Source organism: Spiroplasma gladiatoris (assembly GCF_004379335.1).
GTDB lineage: Bacteria > Bacillota_I > Bacilli_A > Mycoplasmatales > Mycoplasmataceae > Spiroplasma_A > Spiroplasma_A gladiatoris.
On sequence record NZ_CP038013.1, the window covers coordinates 468,171 to 490,685 of the forward strand.

Annotated in this window: 21 protein-coding genes and 1 tRNA gene; 21 read left to right on the plus strand and 1 reads right to left on the minus strand. The window is 24.2% G+C overall.

Annotation, left to right across the window (positions count from 1 at the left end):
• Window positions 1–142 precede the first annotated feature (142 nt).
• The 8 genes from SGLAD_RS02195 to SGLAD_RS02230 all read left to right on the plus strand — a co-directional run bounded on the left by SGLAD_RS02195 (window position 143) and on the right by SGLAD_RS02230 (window position 5,546).
• On the plus strand, window positions 143–700 hold the full coding sequence (locus tag SGLAD_RS02195; protein WP_134297410.1) for a hypothetical protein: 558 nt from the start codon (window positions 143–145) through the stop codon (window positions 698–700).
• A 242-nt stretch (window positions 701–942) separates the two neighbouring features.
• Entirely contained in the window at window positions 943–1,866 is a 924-nt protein-coding gene (gene miaA, locus SGLAD_RS02200) for a tRNA (adenosine(37)-N6)-dimethylallyltransferase MiaA (protein ID WP_134297411.1), read from the plus strand.
• 33 nt (window positions 1,867–1,899) lie between these two features.
• Complete coding sequence (locus tag SGLAD_RS02205) at window positions 1,900–2,694, plus strand: MurR/RpiR family transcriptional regulator (protein WP_166739159.1); 795 nt, start codon at window positions 1,900–1,902, stop codon at window positions 2,692–2,694.
• Window positions 2,695–2,987: 293 nt separating this feature from the next.
• Window positions 2,988–3,512: an ABC transporter transmembrane domain-containing protein gene (locus SGLAD_RS02210; RefSeq protein ID WP_134297413.1), complete on the plus strand. Its 525-nt coding sequence runs from the start codon at window positions 2,988–2,990 to the stop codon at window positions 3,510–3,512.
• A 76-nt stretch (window positions 3,513–3,588) separates the two neighbouring features.
• Entirely contained in the window at window positions 3,589–4,122 is a 534-nt protein-coding gene (locus SGLAD_RS02215) for an ATP-binding cassette domain-containing protein (protein ID WP_134297414.1), read from the plus strand.
• Between the two features lie 156 nt (window positions 4,123–4,278).
• Window positions 4,279–4,572, plus strand: a complete 294-nt coding sequence (locus SGLAD_RS02220; RefSeq protein WP_341785886.1) for an ATP-binding cassette domain-containing protein — start codon at window positions 4,279–4,281, stop codon at window positions 4,570–4,572.
• Between the two features lie 74 nt (window positions 4,573–4,646).
• Window positions 4,647–4,720, plus strand: a tRNA-Gly gene (locus SGLAD_RS02225).
• 70 nt (window positions 4,721–4,790) lie between these two features.
• Complete coding sequence (locus SGLAD_RS02230) at window positions 4,791–5,546, plus strand: DxFTY motif-containing membrane protein (protein ID WP_134297416.1); 756 nt, start codon at window positions 4,791–4,793, stop codon at window positions 5,544–5,546.
• On the opposite strand, the gene SGLAD_RS02235 is transcribed toward SGLAD_RS02230, so the two are convergent.
• Window positions 5,539–6,345: a phosphotransferase gene (locus tag SGLAD_RS02235; protein ID WP_134297417.1), complete on the minus strand. Its 807-nt coding sequence runs from the start codon at window positions 6,343–6,345 to the stop codon at window positions 5,539–5,541. The genes SGLAD_RS02230 and SGLAD_RS02235 overlap by 8 nt on opposite strands.
• Window positions 6,346–6,408: 63 nt before the next feature.
• On the opposite strand from SGLAD_RS02235, the gene rdgB reads away from it, so the two are divergent.
• From rdgB to SGLAD_RS02300, 13 genes are all read left to right on the plus strand, one after another.
• Window positions 6,409–7,011 (plus strand): RdgB/HAM1 family non-canonical purine NTP pyrophosphatase, encoded by a 603-nt coding sequence (gene rdgB / locus SGLAD_RS02240; protein WP_134297418.1) that lies wholly within the window; start codon window positions 6,409–6,411, stop codon window positions 7,009–7,011.
• A gap of 99 nt (window positions 7,012–7,110) precedes the next feature.
• Window positions 7,111–7,428, plus strand: coding sequence for a hypothetical protein (locus tag SGLAD_RS02245; protein ID WP_134297419.1), 318 nt, complete (start codon window positions 7,111–7,113; stop codon window positions 7,426–7,428).
• Between the two features lie 27 nt (window positions 7,429–7,455).
• Window positions 7,456–7,971 carry a tRNA (cytidine(34)-2'-O)-methyltransferase gene (locus tag SGLAD_RS02250; protein WP_134297420.1) on the plus strand — a complete coding sequence of 172 codons (516 nt, stop codon included), beginning with the start codon at window positions 7,456–7,458 and terminating at the stop codon, window positions 7,969–7,971.
• A gap of 45 nt (window positions 7,972–8,016) precedes the next feature.
• Window positions 8,017–9,381, plus strand: a complete 1,365-nt coding sequence (locus SGLAD_RS02255) for a DEAD/DEAH box helicase (protein WP_134297421.1) — start codon at window positions 8,017–8,019, stop codon at window positions 9,379–9,381.
• A 20-nt stretch (window positions 9,382–9,401) separates the two neighbouring features.
• Window positions 9,402–11,015 carry a hypothetical protein gene (locus tag SGLAD_RS02260; protein WP_134297422.1) on the plus strand — a complete coding sequence of 538 codons (1,614 nt, stop codon included), beginning with the start codon at window positions 9,402–9,404 and terminating at the stop codon, window positions 11,013–11,015.
• A gap of 78 nt (window positions 11,016–11,093) precedes the next feature.
• Window positions 11,094–12,644 (plus strand): AAA family ATPase, encoded by a 1,551-nt coding sequence (locus SGLAD_RS02265; protein WP_134297423.1) that lies wholly within the window; start codon window positions 11,094–11,096, stop codon window positions 12,642–12,644.
• Between the two features lie 40 nt (window positions 12,645–12,684).
• Entirely contained in the window at window positions 12,685–14,370 is a 1,686-nt protein-coding gene (locus SGLAD_RS02270; protein ID WP_134297424.1) for a vWA domain-containing protein, read from the plus strand.
• 1 nt (window position 14,371) lies between these two features.
• Window positions 14,372–14,734 carry a DUF296 domain-containing protein gene (locus SGLAD_RS02275; RefSeq protein ID WP_134297425.1) on the plus strand — a complete coding sequence of 121 codons (363 nt, stop codon included), beginning with the start codon at window positions 14,372–14,374 and terminating at the stop codon, window positions 14,732–14,734.
• A gap of 92 nt (window positions 14,735–14,826) precedes the next feature.
• Window positions 14,827–16,437, plus strand: a complete 1,611-nt coding sequence (locus SGLAD_RS02280) for a hypothetical protein (protein ID WP_134297426.1) — start codon at window positions 14,827–14,829, stop codon at window positions 16,435–16,437.
• Window positions 16,438–16,451: 14 nt separating this feature from the next.
• On the plus strand, window positions 16,452–17,945 hold the full coding sequence (locus tag SGLAD_RS02285) for an SGNH/GDSL hydrolase family protein (protein WP_134297427.1): 1,494 nt from the start codon (window positions 16,452–16,454) through the stop codon (window positions 17,943–17,945).
• A gap of 1 nt (window position 17,946) precedes the next feature.
• Window positions 17,947–20,268, plus strand: a complete 2,322-nt coding sequence (locus SGLAD_RS02290) for a Vmc-like lipoprotein signal peptide domain-containing protein (protein WP_134297428.1) — start codon at window positions 17,947–17,949, stop codon at window positions 20,266–20,268.
• Window positions 20,269–20,440: 172 nt separating this feature from the next.
• Entirely contained in the window at window positions 20,441–21,979 is a 1,539-nt protein-coding gene (gene fib, locus SGLAD_RS02295) for a cytoskeletal motor fibril protein Fib (protein WP_134297429.1), read from the plus strand.
• Window positions 21,980–22,055: 76 nt separating this feature from the next.
• The gene (locus SGLAD_RS02300; protein ID WP_134297430.1) at window positions 22,056–22,502 is read left to right on the plus strand and encodes a hypothetical protein; all 447 of its coding nucleotides are present in this window, start codon (window positions 22,056–22,058) and stop codon (window positions 22,500–22,502) included.
• Window positions 22,503–22,515: the final 13 nt, after the last annotated feature.

Below are 22,515 nucleotides of genomic sequence, written 5' to 3' on the forward strand. Positions count from 1 at the left end.
TAAATTAATAAATTTTAGATTAGTAATGAGTAGTAATTTAGTGTATAATTAATTTATGCTTTGGAACTAATTTATAAATTATTTCCAAATCAAATAAAATAAATAAATATTATGTTTTACATTAGAAAGATGGTGCGAAAAGATGGCTACTACAAAAAAAGGACCAGATAATGCAGCGGTAAAACGTGCTGCATCTAACGCAAAAAGATCTGAACACATTCAAACAAGAAAAAAAGCGAGTGACCCAAAACCAAACAAAATTCAAAACAAAGATATTAAATTAACAGAAGGTCAATCAAAATTTATTTGAGAAAAAGCAGATCCAGTTTCAGCAACAAATGCTGCTATTTATAGAAAAGATGTTGCAGGAGCTATTATTAAATTTAATCAATTTGGAATGGAATCAGAATTTGGATGAGTTAATGCTCCAATTGATCCAGAAGGTGAATACGATGATGTTAACAACATCGTAGCATTACACTGAATGAATGCAAAAGTTAAGCGTAAAGCTGATGAACCTTGAGTTGCTCCGGTTTCAGGAATTAGAGACACAAGAGAAATTTATAACTTTATGAAAGAAATTAAAGTTCCAGGTGATGCGTTGGCAAAATCTAAAAAAACTGTTTTATTTAAACCTTCAGTTGTTGAACCTAAAAAAATTAATATTGAAATTCGTAAACAACAACCAAAACTTAAATAAAGAAATATCTCATTTTTAAGAGATATTTTTTTTTTTTTTTTGTTGATGTATAATAAATATGTCCTTCGGGACACCAAGAATATTTGTTATTCTTTAAGTTTGCATGAGTGTTTAAAACCGCTCTATAAATTAGTATTTCCTATCTCATGCATTTTATAGCGGGTGGAAATATTTTTATTTTATTTTTTAAGTTAATTAGTTCATAATCAATTTAAAAAATAAAATAAAACAAGGGGTTTTTTATGAAATCAAAAATAATTGTAATAGTTGGACCTACTGCATCAGGAAAAACAGATTTATCAATCAAATTAGCTAAAGAATTTAATGGAGAGTGCATTAATGCTGATGCCACTCAAATTTTTTGTGGAACAGATATTGCTACTAATAAAATCACAAAAGGTGAAATGGAAGGTATCAAACATCATTTACTATCAATAAAAAAAGTAAATGAATCTTATTCTGTTGCACAATTTCAAACTGATGGAAGAAACGCAATTGATAGTATTATTAAAAAAAATAAAACTCCAATTATAATTGGAGGAACTGGTTTATATATTAATGCTTTAATAAGAAACTATAACTTTAATAGTAATGATCATATTGAAGGATTTATAGAAAGATATAAAAATGATACAAATCAAAAACTTTGAGATAAGTTAAATATTTTAGATCCAATTAGCGCAAGTCAGATTCACCCAAATAATCGCTATCGTATATTAAGAGCTTTAGAAATTTTTAAATTGAATGGAATAAAAAAAAGCGAGTTAATAATTGACAATAAAAACTTTTATTATGATAATATTATAATTATAGGAATAAATCCTGAAAGAAATTTATTACATAATAAAATAAATGAACGAGTATTAAAACTAGTAGATATTGGTCTTTTTGAAGAAATAAAAAATGCATGACTTGATAACAACAAAAATTCAAAAGCTCAAGCACTTAAATGTATTGGGGGACCAGAGATTATTGCTTTTTTAAACAATGAGATTGATTATAATTCAACCATAAGTTTAATGCAAAGAAATAATCGAAGATACGCAAGAAGACAACTAACTTGGTTTAAAAATCAATTAAAAGAAACAAAGTGATTTACTCACAACTATGATGACTATCAATTAATGTGTCTAGAGATAATTAATTATATTAAACAAATTTATTAACATTAATTAGATATGCATAAGGAGAAGATTTGAATGGTTTCAATATATGAAAGAATTGAAAATCTTGTAAAAGATAACAAGAATACGACTTTTAAATTAATAGCAAAACAAATTTTAGAAGATTTTAACAATGGTGTATTTAAAAGTCAAAACGAACTTGCCGATGCTTGTTATGTTTCAATGTCAACAATTACACAATTTTCAAAATCAGCGCTTTGTGAAGGGTATAAAGAACTTGCAATTCGTTTAAAAATTGAATATGAAAATGCAATGATAGCTCCTAAAAAACGAGATGAAATTGATTATAAAGAACTAGATACAAGAAGTTTTGAAATAATCAATGATTGAGTATTATCTTATTCTGACTTTATTTTAAGTTTAGCAAACCAAATTAATACAAAGAAAAAAATTTGACTAGCTCCATCATTTCAAACTATGCCTGTTGCAAGACATTTTGAAAATATTTTAAGAAATCAAGGTGTAGATGTTCATTTAATGGATAGTGCCATTAATTTAGAACTTGTAAGACATGTTGACTTTAAAGATGAACTAATCTTAGTAATAATGACAGGAAGGGATACATTAACTCTTTCTAGAATATTAGAGTATATTGAAAAGATTACAAAAAATGTTTATTTAATAACAACTAACAACCATATTGAAGAGATTCCTGAAGTTGAAGGGTGAAAAAAAATTTTAATAAACTATTCTTTGAGTAATGATTATAAGTATAGAGTTCAAGCTCTTATAACGTTGTTTCTTTTAGTTTCTGAAAAATTAGATAATACTTCTTATTTAAATCGTTTTGGTAATAATAGTGATAGTTAAGAAAGTGAAAAAAAGTGACAAGAGAAGAATTTTTAAATAAATGATCAAATTTAGTGTCTGAAAAAACCTAAAAAACAATTAAAATTATTGATAAAGAAACTAGTAAAAGTGTAATTTGAGTAATAGCACAAACTCACAATATTGCAGCAAATACTAATTTTTGAGTTTTTTCTAGAACTAACGGCAATTTTATACAACTTATTAAAATAAAAATCACAATTTGGTAGGATTTTATTTCTAAAATTCGTTATTTATAAATTAAAAACAAATGAATTATAAAAAGAATTAATATTATGAAAAATTTTACAAAAAAAGTATGACTGAATTACTTTTTTTACACAATAATAACATTTATAAGTAATTGCTTTTATTTAGGTATGTCTTATGCTTTTTCTTATATTTTAGATTATGCAATAAGTAATCAAATGACCAAATTTTATATAACTTCATCAATTGCAATAAGCTTAATTTTATTACATTTATTGTTAGATTACATTTCACAATTAATTTTAAATAGTTCAATAGCTTTATTAAATAGTAATCTAAGAAAAATTGTTGCTAAAAATACATTTGTTGAAAATTATAAGTTAAAAATTGACACTGGTGAGTTTTTAAACTTGAACTTTAATAAAGTAAACCAAGTCGCAGATCAATATTATAAAAATATTTTTGATATAACAAAAACCATTTTAACAGTAGTTTCAGGTTTTGGGTTCTTAACTTATTTGAGTTGAATATCATTTTTAGCAACTTTAGTATTAACATTATTAGTGTTAGTTATGCCTTTAATTATGAATAAAGATAATCAAAAAAAGTAGAAGACTTTAATAAAGAAAATGATATTTTTTTACAAAAATCTAAAGATAGTTTAACTCATATTGAATATTTTGAACTATGAAAGAAGCTAAAACATTAATTAAAAATATTGAAAGTGGATCAAAAAATTTAGAATTAAAAAACAAAAAAATGAACAATTCTTTTAATTTAAGTAACTTATTTAATGAAATAGTAATATTTTTAGGTCAAGTTATTTTATTAATTTTATTCAGTTTTTTATATATAAAAGGATATATTAAATCCATTGGTTTAATAACAACACTAAATATAATATCAGGGATTTATTGTTTCTTTGGAAGTTCATCTGTTAAGTCACTTATTAGTATTTTAGCTCATAAAAATGTTATTAAATTAAATTACTCATTGAACAATGAAGAAGTGGATAATGAACAAAATGAAGTTTCTAAAGTTAATTCAATTGAATACAAAAATCTAAGTTTTAAACATGAAGATAATGAAAAAGAAATTATAAAAAACTTCAGTTTAAAAATTTATAAAGGAGAAAAAATTCTTATAAAAGGTGAAAGTGGAGTTGGTAAAACAACACTTTTAAAAATGTTATATAATCCTAAGTTTAAAATTGATGGTTAAGTAATTATAAATGATAAATTAGTAGATAATGTAGATTTAAGAAATACCTCTACATATATAGGTCAAGATATAATTTTAAGTAAAGGTTCTATATTAGAAAACTTAACATTAAATAAAAAAGATATTAGTGAAGACCAAGTATTTAAATTTTTTGAAATGTTAAATTTAAATAATTTACTAAAAACACTCCCCAACGGATTAAATAGTGAAATCACAGACAATGTAACAAATTTTTCAGGTGGTGAAAAACAAAGACTATCAATAATTAGAGGTTTGTTACAAAACAAAGATTGATATTTTATAGATGAAATTACTTCTGCTTTAGACGAAACTTCTTCAAATAAAATTATTAATTTATTTTTAAATGGTAAAAATAAAACTATAATAATGGTTGCTCATAAATTAAATGAAAGTATTTATTCAAAATTCGATAAAATATTAAACTTATAAAATAAATTTTATTTTTTTTTAATTTTTTATTGTAATTTATTTCTTAATAGTATATTATTCAAATGTACTCAATTGCGGGTGTAGTTTAATGGTAGAACTTCAGCCTTCCAAGCTGACTGTGAGGGTTCGATTCCCTTCACCCGCTCCAATTAAGAGAGCAAAAAACCTGTATAGGTTTTTTTTATATTTATTTGATAAAATACTTAAAAGGAAATAAAATGAAAAATATTGAAAATAATAAAAACATGTGAAAAAACTTTAGCGAACAAAGAACAGATTTTTTTGTTAGTGCTGGTTTTTTATTAATTGAATCAATAATTCCTGGGATTTTAGTTTGATTACTGGTGGGAAATGATTTTTCATTTTCTTTTCTTAATAATTTACCAGATCCAAAAGTAGGTTATATAATTTTGATTTGTATAATTTATCTTATGTTCACTTTTTTATCAACTTTTATCTTTTACATATTAAAATTACACAAAGAAGATAATTTTACTTATGCAACAACAACAACTTTAGTTTTTATAACTTTAATTTTATTAGGATTTGCTTTTAATAAAAATGACACAGTTTTTATAATTATTAAATTAGTTATAGTTTTATTTTCTGCAATCATAGCAGTTACGTTAGGGGTTTTTATAACTTATATTGCTAAAAATAAAAGTTTTAAAAAACTTGAAATTTTTGAAAATTATTTATCTGATTATAAAGAAGGTAAATCTGTTCCATTAAAAATAATTGATAAAATTAAAAAGTATGAAATAAATTTAGAACAACAAAAACAAAAACAAAAAAAGATTGATGATTTAAAAATAGAATTAGAAAATAAAATAGAAGCAGAATATCAACAACAAAAACAAAAAGATTTAGAAAAAAAACAAAAACTAAATGAAAAGTTAGACTCAAAAGAAAAAAAAGCAAGACTTAAAGAACAAAAAAAAGAAGCTAAAAAAAATAAAATTGAATTTAAATAGTTATTAATTTTCGATTTTTTATACGATCATATTTTTCTTTAGCAATTTGTAAATAAATATCTTCATTTAAATTTTCATGCATATAATTTGCTCATAAAGTTCACAATACATCTTGATAAGCAATACAATTATTTAACATATCAAGTTCTTCTTTTTTAAGAAGATTTTTTTTTATAACTAAACTAATAAAATTTTTAATAAGTTCTTCATTATCGTTTAAAGTTTCTGTTATAAAACTTGCTATATCAAAAAATTTATCATTCAACATAACATAATCATAATCTATAAATTTTATTTCAAAATTCTTATTTATTAATATGTTTCCAGGAACAAGGTCGTTATGACTAATAACAAAATCACATTTTTCTAATTGACTAACTTTATTTAAAACTATTTTTATCTCTCTGCTAAGATTGAACATTTTGTTTTTAATATTATTTACAAAAAAAAATAAAAAATTTTTATAATTGAATCTTTTTATTTTTTTAAAATTTAATTTGATATTATGAAACTTATAAATAGAATCTACTATTTTAGAAAGAACAAGTTCATTTATTTCATATTCTTCTAAACTTTTAAAATCTTTTAAAATTTTAAAACTACTTATTAAATTATTATTTTTGTAATTAAATTCAATTGGTTTTATCATAACATCTTGATCTGAATTTAAAAACTCATTTAAGACATTGTATTCATTTTTTTTATCTAAATAAGTTTTACTTAACTCTTTTGCAAATTTTATAATTTGATCATCTTTTATTAAAATATTATTTGTTAACCCTTTAAATTTTTCATTCATATTAATTACTCCAAGTTATTTTTATTATAATATAAATATAAATAAAAACAGATAAGGAATAAAATGAAAAAAACCATTTGAATAGCTACAAATAATAAAAATAAAATAAAAGAGTTTAAGTTTATATTAAAAGAATTTAATATAAATTCTTTAGATGATTTTCAAAAAGATTTAGACATTATTGAAGATGGTGATACTTTTGAAAAAAATGCATTAATAAAAGCACGCTATTTAGCAAAACATGTTCAAGGAATTATAATTGCAGATGACTCAGGATTATGCATTAATAATTTAAACGATTTTCCTGGAGTTAATTCTAAAAGATGAGTTGGAAATGATATTAAAAATTGAGATGAAATCAATAATAAACTTTTAGATATAATCCAACAAAATAATTTAATAACTGTAGAACAAAGAAAAGCTCATTTTAATTGCACATTGGCATTAATAGATACAACTACTCAAAAAGAAAAAATATTTACAGGCATAGTAGAAGGACATATCGCTTTATATCAAGATGGAAATGATGGTTTTGCTTATGATAAAATTTTTATTCCTAATGGTTATAAAGACACATTTGCGAGATTAGGTTTTGAAATAAAACAAAAATTAAGTCATAGAAGCATAGCTTTAAATCAACTTAAAGAGTATTTAGAAAATATTTAGTTAATTAATTTCAAAGTGGTGCGCACCATCATAAGAATAGGAGTCTATTTTTACTAATTAATTTATGGTATAATTAAAAATGTTTAAAGAGGTGCTTATATGGGTTATAAAAAAGGTAAAAATATCTATAACAAATCAAAATTTTATCTTGAAATTGCTTCTAATGGTAAAGCTACTTTTAAAGAATACTATGATTATCTTGTTAAAGTTTTTACTTATGGAGATCAAAGATATAAACAATTCTTTTATGATCACAACTTAGTTAATTTAGATACTGATAAATTAATTAAACGAGATAAAATTGATTTAGATACAACTTATTTAATTATGAATAAAATTAATAATATTGGTGATTTAGATAGACTTGATGAAATTAACTATATTAACAAAGAAGATATTGTTTCAAAAAAGAAATAAATTTCTTTTTTTATTTAAAGGAGATAAATGAGAAAAATTAATATAATTTTATTTGAACCAGAAATTGCTAATAATGTTGGCGCTATTATGAGAACTTGCGCATTAACTGATGCTAAACTTCATTTGATTGAACCATTTGGTTTTATTTTTGATAGAAGAAATTTTACAAGAACTAGTGCAAACAATTTTGAAGGTTGTGAATATGTAAAATATGAAGATTGAAATGATTTTATAATTAAAAATCCTAATGCTAATATATTTTTTATGACTAGATATGGTAAAAAACCAATTAGTGATTTTAATTTTAAAGAAATAAACGATGAAATATTTATTATGTTTGGTAGAGAGTCAACAGGTATTGAAAAAAACATTTTAAAATCAAACTTAGAAAAATGCTTTAGAATTCCAATGATTGATACTGGTAGAAGCTTAAATATTGCAAATTCTGTTGGTATTGCAACATATGAGGTTTTAAGACAATGAGATTATTTAAATTTAAGCAAAGTTGAAGTTGAAAAAGGAGAAGATTATTTAGAAAAATAGTTTTCTTTTTTTATTAATATATAATCATTAATATAGGTGGTAAAAATGAAATTTAGTGACTTAGGATTTAAAAAATTTATTAATGATGGTTTGGCAGAATTGGGATTTGTCAAACCAACAATAATTCAACAAAAGGTAATTCCTTTAATAAAAAAAAATAAAAGTGTTATTGCTCAATCGCATACAGGTACTGGAAAAACTCATTCTTTTTTACTACCAATTTTAAATAATTTAGACTATCAAGCTAATAAAGTTCAAGCTTTAATAATTGCTCCAACTAGAGAACTAGCAAGACAAATTTTTAATAATACAAAAGAGCTTTTAAAATTTAATCCTTTAGCAACATTTGGTCTTTTTATTGGTGGAGATGATATTGAAAAACAATCTATAAACCTAAAAAATAAACAACCAATGATTGTTATAGGAACTCCAACAAGATTAAAAAGTTTATATGAACAAAATTTATTGCAAATAACTACTTCTAATTATGTTGTTATTGATGAATGTGATATGATTTTTGATTTAGGGTTCATCGATGATTTGGATTTTATGTTAGCAAAAATTAACCAACAAGCAAATATAAGCTTATTTTCAGCAACAATCAATAATGGTTTAAAACCTTTCTTAACAAAATATTTAGCAAAAGCACAATTTATTGAAAATATTAATGATAATCCAACCAACTCTAATATCGAACATGTTTTAGTCTGAACTAAAAATAAAGAAAATAAATATGTTTTAAAGTTAATAGTTGAATCAATTAATCCATATGTTGCAATGATATTTGTAAATAAAAAAGATCAAGTAAAACAAGTGATAAGTTGATTAAATGAGTTTGGTATTAAAAACATTGGAGAACTTCATGGCGATTTAGATCCAAGGCAAAGAGCAAATATGCAAAAAAGAATTCAAAATATGGAATTCAAATGAATTGTTGCAAGTGATGTTGCATCAAGAGGTATTGATATTGATGGAGTTAGTCATATTATCTCAATAGATTTACCAAGAGACTTAGAATATTACATTCACAGAAGTGGAAGAACTGGTAGAAAACAATATTCAGGACAAAGTTATGTTTTGTTTAATTCAAATAACCAACATTTAATTGATACTTTAAAGTCTATGAAAATAGAATTTAAAAGCAAAAAACTTGTTGGAGATAAATTGGTAGATATTGAAACTAAAAAGAAAACAAAACTAACTAATAAAAATTCTCCAGTTGCTCTTGAAGAACAAAAAATTATAAGTAAGTATAAAAATAAACCTATAAAACCAGGTTATAAAAAGAAAAGAAAATTAGAAATTGATAAAGTGAAAAAAGATATTAGAAGAAAACATATTAAAGAATCAATTGCCAAAATTAAAAAAGCAAAATATAAAAAACGTAGAGAAGAATTATTTGATAATTAATTTATTTAGGCGGTATAGAAATGAGTATTGTATTTAAAGTATTATTATTATTTAGCTATATTTCAAGTAGTGTTGTTCCTTCAACATTTTTTTTAGATAAACAAATAATTAATACAGTTAATAATATTGAAAATGAAACCCCAACATATAGTTATAAAGATTTTTTAATTGAAGATAAACTGCTTGCAAAAAATATTAATGAAGATTTATTAATGTATTCGGGTAGAGTTTTAAAATATTACTATGCTCATTATGTTACAGATATTGAAAATGATTCTTTACAAATTATTAATCAATCTATTGAATTTATTGATGAGTACAAAACTAATTCAAATGATAATGAACAAACAAAAAAAGAAAAATTAAAATGACAAACATTTTATCAAAATTTATTTTTACAAAATTTAATTGCAAGTACTTTAAATATAAGTGTATATGGTTCAAAAAAAGATAGTGAGTTTTTTGCAGAAGCATTTTCAAAGTGATTACAAACTCCAAAAGAATTAAGAAACAAAAGCTGATATTTTACAAATAGTTTTTTTATTGATATTTTTCCTATCATAATTGAATCAGGACAGCAATTACAAGATAAAACAAAAAAAATAATTAGTATAATTGATAACTCTTCAAATTGAGTAGAAAATTACAATTTAAATTCTCAAAGCATTGAAGACAAAGTTGACTTAAAGTATAAAGATAATAATATTGGTTGAAATTCTGATAGTAACAATGTAAATTATTTCAATTCATCAATAAATAATATTTTAGAACAGTGTAAAATTATACAACTAAAAAAAGATAATAAAGGTTCAGTAGATAATTCAAAAAAACTTTTAAAATCAGTTTTATCAAGATGAATGAATGATTCGTTTTCTAAAGCACCAACTAAATCATCTGATTATTTTGAAAATTTTGATTCAAAACATTTTAGTTCGTTTAAAAATCTCGACGATTTTTTAGCAAAATGATCTTATGACCAAATAGATTACAGTACGATATGGTTTTCAAATATCATTAGTTATTTTAAAAAAGAATATGGATATAATTCAACGCTAGGAGAAGATTATGTTGATTGAACAACTACTATTGAAAGAAATTTACAAAATAAAATTTTACAACTTTTTAACTACTTATTTGCTTTAATAAAAAACGAAAAATATCTCGGTAATTTAATTTCAGCTTTTGTCGTTGCAGGAGATAGTAAATTAGTTGATGATAATAATGGATTATCAATGGGATATACTACATCATCATCTATAAAAATTGATGATAATAAATACAGTATAAAATCAGCGTATATTGTAATTTTGGGAAATTGTTTAACTTTAAAAGAATTTAATAGCCAATACTCAACAGCTTATTGATCATCTCCAGAAATGTTTCACGTACTTGTGCATGAATTTGGCCATGCTTTAGATGGTTTTGGAGCAAAAAACTATACTTATAGAAACACAAATTTTTCAAATGAAACATATTATTCAGAATACTATGAAGGTAGATATGTTGGGGGCTATAACAGTGTTAAAGTAAGTGATTGAGAGTTTTATTTAACTTATACTTTTGCAGCTCTTTCAATAGTTGGTTCATTATGTTTTTTATATGGAATTAGTCGTTTAAAAAAAGCAAGAAGTTAGTTTAATTTAAACTTGATAATGTAATTTTTACTTGTTTTGTTTATAATATTTTTAGTGTTAAAAAGGGGAAGAATCATTATGGATATAACTGAAAGAATAAAAAAGTTAACAGAAGCTATTAGTTATCAAGTTTATGAAAAAGAAGTAATTTTTAGACTTGCTATGTTAGCTTTACTTGGAGAAGAATCAATTTTCTTACTAGGTAAACCAGGAATTGCAAAATCTTTGATTTCACGTAGGATGAAATTTGCAATTAGAGGGGGAACTAATTTTGAGTATTTAATGAGTAAGTTCTCAACACCTGAAGAAATTTATGGTCCAATTGATTTAAGACTTTTAAAAGAAGGGAAATATGTTAGAGTTGTTGATGGATATTTACCTTCTTCAAATATTGGTTTTTTAGATGAAATTTGAAAAGCTGGACCAAGTATTCAAAATACTTTATTAACAATTATTAATGAAAAAATCTTTAGAAATGGTGGAAAAGATATCAAAGTCCCACTAAAACTTTTAATTTCTGCATCAAACGAATTACCAGCAGAAGGTGAAGGATTAGAAGCTTTATTTGACCGTTTTATTATTCGTTATATTGCAGAAGGGTTAAAATCTGAAAACAATTTTGAACAACTTTTAGATGGTGAATCTTCATTAGATGTTGATGTAGATCCTGATTTACAAATTTCACTTGAAGAACTAGAAGTTTGAAAAAAACAATCAAAAGCAGTTAGAGTTAGTCGTAAATGTCTTGATTTTATTCATTACTTTAGAAAAAAAATGACATTAGATACAAATGGTGAAGCTTATATTTCAGACAGACGTTGAAAAAAAATTGCAGGATTAATGAAAACAAGTGCTTTTTATAATGGAAGAGGAGAAACAGATATTCCTGATTTATTTGTTATTCCTTATTGTATTTGAGATGATGAAGAACAAGAAAAAGATTATACAAATATATTTTATAAAGCATTTTTAGAGCAGTTTGGACTAGAATGACGTAATGAAAAACGTAATTTATTAAATCAATTAGACTCAATGAATGCGCAAATTGGACAAATTGAAGCTCAATATTTAAGATTAACTCCTTACGACTCGCCTTTTAGAGCTCAACTTAAAGGAACATTTTATCTAATTAACTTCACAGATGGTGGAGACGAATATCGTATGTGTTTTATTTCTGCAGCTGATTGAAATAAAATTAGTAATTTACCTAGTGAAAGTTTTGAAATTGATTTACATTTTGGACCAAACTTAAATAAATATAAAGGTAGTCAAAAAATGTTGGTAAAAGCATACAAGTCAGATCAAATTTTATTTGTTAGTGAAAATAAAAAATATCAAATTCAAAATGATAATCCTTTAGAATTTAACAATCAAATGATTAGTATAGCTCAACAAGTTTCTAAAATTGAAGAACAAGTAAAAGAAGTTAGTGCAAAAATGTTTAAAGAATATCGTAAATATACAAATATGAACTGTGTATTTTTTGAAGAAATTTATAAAGAAAAAATTGCAGAAGCTTTTGATACAGTTAAAAAGTCAAATCCAAGTAACGAACAAAATTTAGAATTAGATCAAGATATTTCAGAAGTAAATGAAGTACCATATGAAAATTTAGAAATTGCGTACTAGACGCAGTTTTTATTATTAATTTGTAAAAGTAGGTGATAAAATGGACTTTGAAAAATTCGAGCCTGTTAATGAAATTAAAAAAGAGTTAGAAAAATTAAGGCAAAAAGATTTACATAATAGTGATTTTTTATTATTTAAAAAAGAGCATGAATATGCAGCAGAACAATTGGATGATAAAATTAATAATTTTTATAGTGCTTCAAAATTATCTACTATTAAACAAATTAAATTACCTGAACCAATTAGAAAAGAAATAATTTATTACAACTACGTATCTGAAAAATTTGATGAAGTTGATTTTGCTCAAAAATTAAACTTAATTCGTCAAAAACTACTAGAGTTTGATTCTCCTTTTGAAACTTACATTGATACAATGCAATGAAAAATTGAAAACGGTTGAGTTGAGTTAAAAGGAAGAGACTGATTAACTGAGTTTTTCAGAACTTGAACCTTTATGCTTACTAAAAGAATTTTAGATTATCGTATGAAAACTGTTGAAGACTTACGTTACAACTATTTAGTTGAAATTTATTCAATTATTAAAAACTATGGAAAATATGCAAAAATTTATAAAACAATGTATGATGTTTTTGGAAAAATTGCAGAAGTAGATGATGAGTTAAAAAACCAAAATATAGAATCAATATCTAGATTTGCAGAATTTTTATATAAAGATCCAAGTATTTTAAGAATTGCAGAGCTTCTAGGAAGATTGAATGGTGAAGATGACTTGATGGAAGTTAACATTACAGAACAAGTTGTAACTTATCCTACAAAAGTAAAACTTCCTTATAACCCTGAAGAATTGGTTGGTGTAACAATGTCAAAAGACATTGAAAGACTCTTACCAATGGAACTTGCAAACTTATTTGATCCTGAGTTAGAAATTGTGTTTTATAAAAAGTTTGTTGAATCACAATTACAAGCATTTTTATTTGAATCAAATGAAACAATTATCGAACATGAAGTTGAAGAAGTTGAATATGAAGCACCAATTCCTCTAGAACAGGGAAAATTTATTGTATGTATTGATACATCAAGTTCTATGGAAGGGTCTGGAGAATATATAGCCAAAGCGCTTGCAATAGCTGTTGCTAAAGTTGCATTAAAAGAACATAGAGATTTAGTTTTTGTTAATTTTGCCAATCAGCATGTTGATGAATTTGAAATTGATGCAAGACATTTAAACATTCAAAAAATGCTTGATTTTCTTGCAAAATCATTTTATGGTAGAACAAATGCAAAACCTGCATTTCAAAGAGTAGTTCAAAAAATGACTTCTGAAGAATTTAAACGTGCTGATTTATTAATGATTTCAGATTTTATGATGGATGCTATTCCTAATGACACAAGAGTGCAAATTGCAAATTTAAAAGATAATTATAATCGATTTCATTCATTAGTAGTTGGTACAATGCCAAATGTTGATACACAAGATATTTTTGATAACGTTATGTATTATGACCCAAACGATCCATACGCAACAACACAAATTGTAAAATCATTAAATGAAACTTTAAGAGATTTAAGGGAATTAAAAGATGAAGAAGCAGCTTATCGTGATGAACAATTAGCTGAATTAAATTCTGTTAGAGATCGAAAACGTTTTAGAGAAAAACATTTAGATTCTCCTAAAGCAAAAAAATTAGAAAAGAAAAAACAAAAAGCAAAAGAATTACTTGAAAAACGCAGTTCAATGTTGAATCAAGAAAAGAGTGAAAGTTAAGATGCAAGTTAGAGAAAGAGCGGATTTTATTATTTTATATTTTTCAAAAAATGAAGATATAATTGCAGAAATAAATAAAGTAGTTAGAGAATATATGATTACAGAAGCTAAAGTTACTGGAAGCGGTTATTTAAACCGTTTAGAATATGGTATTTTAGCAGAATCAGATCCAATATTTTTTAAAAAATTTTTAGTAGAGAAACTTTTAACTGTAACTAATTTTCAAGGTAGAATTTTAGAGCGAGAACTATCATTAATGATAAATGCTGTTGATAGTGAAAATATTTATCACTCTGGTAAAGTCTTTTCAACAAACACTGAAAATGATTTAATAATGACAATGCAGGTTTTAAGAACTGAGTAATTAGTTCTTAAAACTTTTTTTATTAATTAAAAATTCCTTTTAATGTTAAAAATCCATATTTATTTAAGTTATTATTAGTAAAAGGAGAGACTATGGAGCAAAAAAAAATTGTTAAAAGAAGAAGAAGAGTTGTATTTCGTGGTAAAACTAGACGATTTCTAGCATTTTTCTTTTTCTTTTTAAATATTTTTTATACAGCTGGTTCATTTGGGTTAACTATCCCAGGAATTTCTTCAGAATCTCTAAAATATTTGAATGAAATTGAAAATAAGCTTCCTCAAACTTTTCAAAAGAATAATTTTGTAATAACTGCGTATAAAACTGATGATAATCATACAAAAGAAAACGAAACAGGTTTATACGATATAATTATTGAATCTGCAATCAAACCAGCTTTTATAAATAATGTTATTTCAAAAATTAATTTTAATGATCCATTTGAAGTAAAACTAAATTATCAAAAATATTTAGACTTTGCAAATAAATGATATGAACAATATTGAAGTGAAAAAATTATTAATAAAGAAGACATTGATTTATATGATCTAGCTTTAAATTTGTTATCGTTTGAAAAAAAATTTATAGAAAATTTTAAAAGCAAAATATATTCTAAAAGTGGAATAGGTTGATTATTTTCATCTGATGGATTAAGTAATGTTTTTTCAAAAGAATTATATGAAGAGTTAAAAAAACAACAAACAACAGTTAATCAAAATCTTTATAATCAAAAAATTTCTAGTTTAAGAGATTCTACAACAGGTCAATTGAGCGTTGATAGCTCACCTGGAACATTTCTATTAAATAATACAGTTTGATTTGTAAATGAACAAATTGAAACAATAAATTTGATTATTAACAATAAATTACTTAATAATCAATTAGTTGGATCGAGATTTGGAAGAGTATTTACAAAAACATTTTCAACAAGTGATATTCCAAGGAAATGACAAATTGATGATTTTTCTGATTTATGATTTACAAAAGGATTAACTATGCTTAAATGAGGAACTGGTTTTCTAATTACTTGTTTAATTAACTTTCCAATGCTATTAGCATTTTCTATAGTTTTATTTATTAGAGAAAGAGGTTATATTAAACCTGAAAAAAAACAAAGAGTAAAAGCGAGTAAAGTTAAATTTAGTGTTAGTCAAAAACCACTTAAAACTCCAAGACATTCTACAAAAGAATCACTACTAAATAAATTAAAAAATTCTAATATTGGTACTTTTGATTTTGAAGCAAGCGTGAAACCTATTGAAGTAATTAAAGAAATACCAAAAATAGTAGAACCTAAAAAACAAAATGATAATAAACAATTAAATATTAATTCAAAAATAATTAGTCAAACAAAATTAATTAACAATCAAAACCAATTAGTTCAAAAAAATAATAATATTTCAAAAATTGATTTAGAATTAAAAGTCAATTCAACAAATAATAAAAGTATAAATCCTTTCTATTCGACAAATGACATTTTAAGTAACAACAATTTATCAGAAAAACAAAAAAAGATTTTATTAGCTCAACAAATATCTTGAAAAAAAGCTGGTATAAATATAAAGCCAAAAAAAGTTGAAGAAATTATAAACAAACCAATTCAGATGCGAGTTGAAAATAATAATAGAAATTTATCTGTTAAACAACAAAAAATTTTAGAAGCACAAAGAATTGCAAAAGAAAAAGCTTTAAAAAATAATTCATAAACGGAGGAATCAAAATGAAAAAATTGTTAGTAGCATTTATGTCAATCTCGTTTTTTGCTGTTTCAGTTTCACAATTAATTGGTTGTAAAAAACCAACTAGCAATTTTAATGATGAGGATCCTTTTAAAATTGGTTTAGAGATTGATAAATCTAATGCGATAAAAGATTCTGATATTGCAAAAAATGAATACTCAGTTACAAATTATTTTATTTTAGGAGATAACTTTTCTGATGCAAATGGTACTTCAAAATATTTATCAAATAAATTATCTTTAAAAAATATGAAAGTAAATTTATCATTAGGTGGTAAGTATGGCTATGCTAATAAAAATCAAGATTTAAATAATTATCAAAAAGCTTATGGAAATGATAACTCTTCTTTTACAAATGGTAAAAGTGCTGCATTGCAATTTGGAGAAGAAGTTTTAAAAATGAACGACCCAAAAGCAAGTTATTTAAATTACAAATTAGATAAAGATCAAAGTTATGGTACAAATTATGCAGTTGGTGGAGCTAGTGCTAGTAATATTGAAAACTTAATGGGAAATATTATGAATGACGCAACTATTGATAATCAAGTAAAAGCTTTGGTACAACAACACGTTATAAAAAATAATGATGTTGTTTCAATTTCGATTGGACAAAATGATTTATTATCAATGCTTAAGTTTTATGATCCTTACAAATTAAATGAAACACCAACAAAAATAATGAATGATGCAATTACAAAGATTAGATATTCATTATTTGCTCTTTTAAATAATGGAATTAAACATATTTTATTTATAACACCTCCACCAGTTTCTTTGCTACCAATTAATGCAGAAAAAGTTTATAAGACTTTTTCTTATCAAGATGAAAATTTAAATGAAAGTTGTTTAAGCATTGAAGGAAATCCTTATTCAAATAAAGATGATGATGGTAAAGTTTGTTATTCAAAAACTAACGCAGGACAAGTTCCGATTAATAAAAGAACAAATGAAGCAATTTTTATCTCTGAAACTTCAAAAGAGTTTAATTTAAAAATCGAAAATGTTGTTAAAGAAGTTGTAAAATATTATCCTCAAGGAGTTAGAACAATAAATTTTTATAAAGATTTTAATTACTTTATAAATGAATCTCAAAAAATTAGTAATATTTCTAACATTGCTTTAAACGCTTATAATCAGTATGAAAATTTCACAAACTATGCAACTATTGATGCTAATGAAAATAATAGCGTAATTTATGATTTTGATTTTGATGAAGATAATTTAAAAAAAATAATTAATATAATCGCAAATGCTGCAAATAGTTCAATAGATTTGGTTAACCTAGTCATTTCTATACAAAGAGATAATAATAACAATCAAACAAGTGAAGTTGGTAATAATTCTATTGACAATTTTCTTTTTCTTGATAAAAAAAATTTTACAAATTCTTTACACCAATCGATAAAAAAACAATTAGTTAAAGAATTTAATAAGCAAATTACTAATAACGAAAATAACGGAATAGGAGGCAGTTAAAATGAAAAAATTACTTTCATTTATGGCAATTGTAACATTAATTACAAGTACAAGCACATTAACTGTTTCTTGTGGAAAAGAAGAAATTACAAATCAAATTTCTTCGAAGTCAATTAACATTTTATTAAAAGAAATGGCAAAGAATGCTTATTTAAATAATGTCAAAGATTATGATTTTAATTATGTTTTTAATAGTGTTATAAAAAATCAACAAATTCAAAGATTAAATGGTAACGCTAACTTTGATACAAATGATGAATTTACAAGTTCTTCTAAGTTCTCTGATATTGCTAATAAATATTTTGAATCTAATGTTTATAGTAGTGATGAAACAAATGTTGAAGGAATTAATTTAAAAAAAGGACAAAAACCAGAAGAAAGTTCTGCATTACAACCTTTTATAAAAAACTTACCTTCAATAATCGATTCACTTGGTGATAAGAATACAGCTGGAGTAGGAATATCAATTTTAGAAAAATCTGGTTTATTAAATTTAAAATCTTTTGCAAATAGTCCGTTGTTAAAAATTATAACAAAAGCTATTCCTGCTGATGCTTTTTCAAATTTATCTACAAGTTTTTTTAGATCAGAATATAATGAAATGAGTGTTCAGACTGCATTAAGTTCTTCAATAATTTCTATGATAAATGCAATTAATAAATTTTCTTATCCAGATCAAAATTCTAGACCAAATCATTTAGATGCAAGTACTTCTGAATCAGTTAAAAATAATTATCCAATCGCTATGCAACAACTTTCAAATACTATTAAAGAAATTTTAAATGGGAATGCAAAGTTTACATTTGATATGTTTAATAATACTCAAAGTATTGCAGATATTTTAAATTTCGTAAGAGTTTTAAGTGTATATATTTCAGGTTTTTTTGAAACTTATAAAGATGCTTCTTATAAAGAAGTTAGTACAAATGATTTAAAAAATTATAGAAGCAAATCTTTTGATGACGTTACAAAAAACACATTGAACTTAAAATCTGCTATTAATTATTTTTTAGACATGTTTTATATCAACGATGGTATGGCTGCAAAAAATTTAATGAAACTTTTATTTTATGAAGACTTTAGTTCAATAGAACAGGGCGGGTCAAATGATTATAAAGATTATGCTTATTTAGATATTGAAATTGGATTATCTGATGCTAGTGAAGATGGAGTTATTAAAAAAGCAGAAGAACAAGTTAACAAGTTTAAAGATTTCTTAATGAAAGATTATAATGGCGAATATAATAACACTGGAGGAATTTCTACTTTAGTAAGAACAATATTAAATAGCGTCATTACCGAAAACAAAAGTGTTAAAATTGGAAATGTTTTAACAAAAGGTTTAGGTTTATTGTCAACTGATAGAAATAGAAAATTGGTAACTATTAAAATATTAGGTGACGATCTTGAAAGTCCAAGTACAGTATGAGGGAAACTTATAAAATCTATTTTAGGAACTTTAAAGATGGATACTCCAGAAAATATTTTAAAAAAGTATAGCGATAAAATCGCTGATTCAGTAAATGACTTAATACCTTTAACTCAAAATGGAAAAAGAGCAGTTGTAAATATTTTATCAACAAATGGTATTGTTGATAACACATGAGGTACAATTTGAAATAAACCAATTTTATATTATTTAAGTAAAATTATTGATTTTAAAATTGAACTAAATGAACCAGGTCAGTATGCAAAATCAATTGCAGATATTGTTGAGAATTTTGATTTAATTAAAAAAATAAATTTATATGATTTTATGGGATTAAGTTTTGATAAAAATAGATTAAATAGTTTAAAAAATCTTTCTGAGTATTTTTTGAGTCACAAAAATGGTTATGTAGAATCTTCTGGTCAAACAGAAGATAATGGCGGGGGAGTTAAAAATATCCCAACAAAACTTTTAAAAGATGATACAAAAATAAATTTTAATACATTAAGTAGCTTAGTAAAAAATGCAGGAAGCGTTCTTCCTGAAATTGCTAAAAATCCAGATGATATTTTAGAAAAACTTGGAATAATAAATAATAATATTGAAGAAAATAGTTTTGCAGATAATTTTATTGATATGTTAAATGACATTAAAGGAATAAAAAATATTACTCCAGTAATTGAAACATTTATGGATAGATTTGATTTTTCTCAAAAAGTTAAAGCAAAACAAATTTTAGATGAATACAATAAAATTGGTGATAATGATGTCGATGAAAAAATTATTAATTTATACCAATACCAATATCGAGTTAGAGATAAAATAATAACTTTTGATCTTAAAAAAAATGCAGAATTATTTTTTATTAAAAAAATTAAAATTATAAATAATTAAATTACAACTAGTTGTAATTTTTTGCTTTTAAAAACTTTATAAAAAAATATTTTACCAAAATAGCAAATATTTAATTTTCTAGGCATTTTTTTAGTAAAATATATTTAATCTTTATATATTTATGTGAGCATAGTATATAAAGGTAGAACAGAAAATATGAGGTGACAGAAGAATGATCGGAATGATTTCGACAGCTTACTTTACAGTGAGAGACCGTGAAGGTGTTAAAACTGTTAAAAAATATTGGTGAAGAAACATGGTTATTCAACACGTTAAGTTTAGAGGGAAATTTTTCATAATCGCAACTATCGGATATGGAAAAGCAAATGCTGCTATGGCAATTACATACTTAATGGAAGAATATCCAGCTTTAGAAACAGTGCTAAATATCGATTTAGCTTTATCAACAAATGACAAATTTGACACAACTGACACAGTTATGTCAACAAAATTTATTTACAGAGATGCTGATTTAACAGTATTCAAAGATATTAAATATGGGCAAATAGTTCATGAACCAGAAGCATTTGCTTTCAATACAGAATTTGTTACTCAAGTTAAAAACTTTAAATTAGGAGTTTCAGATGGAATTGTTGGAACTGCAGATATGTTAATCTATAATTCAAAACAATTCAAAGAAATGGTTGACAAATATGGTCAAACTATTGATGTTATTGATACAGAATCTGGAGCATTAGCTCAAGTTGCAAAAAAATCAAGTGTTAACTTTGTTGCATTAAAAATTATTTACAACAACGCTTTATCACCATGAGATAATGATCCATTACATAAATTTAAAATTTATGAAACAGCTAATACTTTAAAATACTTATTAGCAAGATTATTTAACTTATTATCTTCAAGATATATTATTGACTTTTCAAAAAGTTCAAATGATGAATTAGAGGTTATAAACGAATTATTTGAACTAGAACACGATCAATGAGTTAAAAGATTTAAAAAAGATACAGTTTCATTATTCTCAGGAATGGGACCATCATTGATGATGGTTGACAAAAGTGGTTTAAAACCAGAAGCAGTTGACATTGTTGAAGTTATGAAAGCTAAAATCGAAGACGAAGGACCATCAAAAGTTATTTTAGGAGAAGATGAATGAAAAAATGCTCCAAAAAAATGATTACGTAAATTGATGTTCTTAAATAATATCAGCGTAAATGACGATGAATTATTATGAAATAAATCTGCAAAATATGATTTAAAAACTGGAAAAATCTTTACTATGGAAGATGTGGCAAAAAACATTGCTAAAGTAATTGCAGATCGCTCACAAGACAAATCATCATATACTTATGATGGAGCAACAGTTAATAAAAAACACTTATTAATTGCATGTGATGCACCAATTTCATTCTACATTACACATAACCAAACTCATGAGTTTGTTGAAGGTAAGAAAAAAGGATCTCAATTAGTAGCTAATGAATTTATGAAATATTTAAATACAATCTTAGCTGAAGTTGAATCACCTTTTGAGAAAATATTAGTTTATGTAAAAATCCCAGCAATTGGATCAGGTAAATTACCAATCTTTATGACAACAAAAAATAAAGTAAATACTCCAATTGTATTTGGTGGATTCAATGAAAAAGATCAAAATGTCTTTACAGTTGTTGATATCACAAGAAATGATTATGATCCATTAAAAGTTGGTTCATTCAAAGTTACAGTTCGTTTAAAAACTGAAGGATAATTTAATAAAGAAACCACTATTTGTGGTTTTTTTTATATTTGTTTGGTATTATTTTTCTATTATAGTAGGTGATGTTGTGGCTAAGTTAAAAAAAGATAAATCGTTTAAGTCAATTAAAACTAATGAAGCTGACAATTCCGCTATATTGGCATTTGAAGAATTACTTGATTTATCAACAACTAAACTTTCTGACATCAAACTTGAAACAATAACTTTAGAAGATGATGAGATTAATTATGTCAATATCAATGATACAGTTGAATTAGATGAAGATGATTTAACAAAAATAATTAATCGTGCAAAAAAACATGGCGAAGTTGTTAGGGGATCTAGAAAATTAAATCCATTAGAAATTGAAGAAGAAGAAATTATAAACAAAGCTTTAAAAGAAGGTAAATCCAGATATGATTCAGATGTTTTAAGGGAATTAATTTTAAAAAGACAAAAAGAACGACGAAAAGAAATAGGTTTAACAAATATTTTAAAAAACGCAAAAAATAATAAAGATAATTACGATAAATAATATGAGAAAAGGT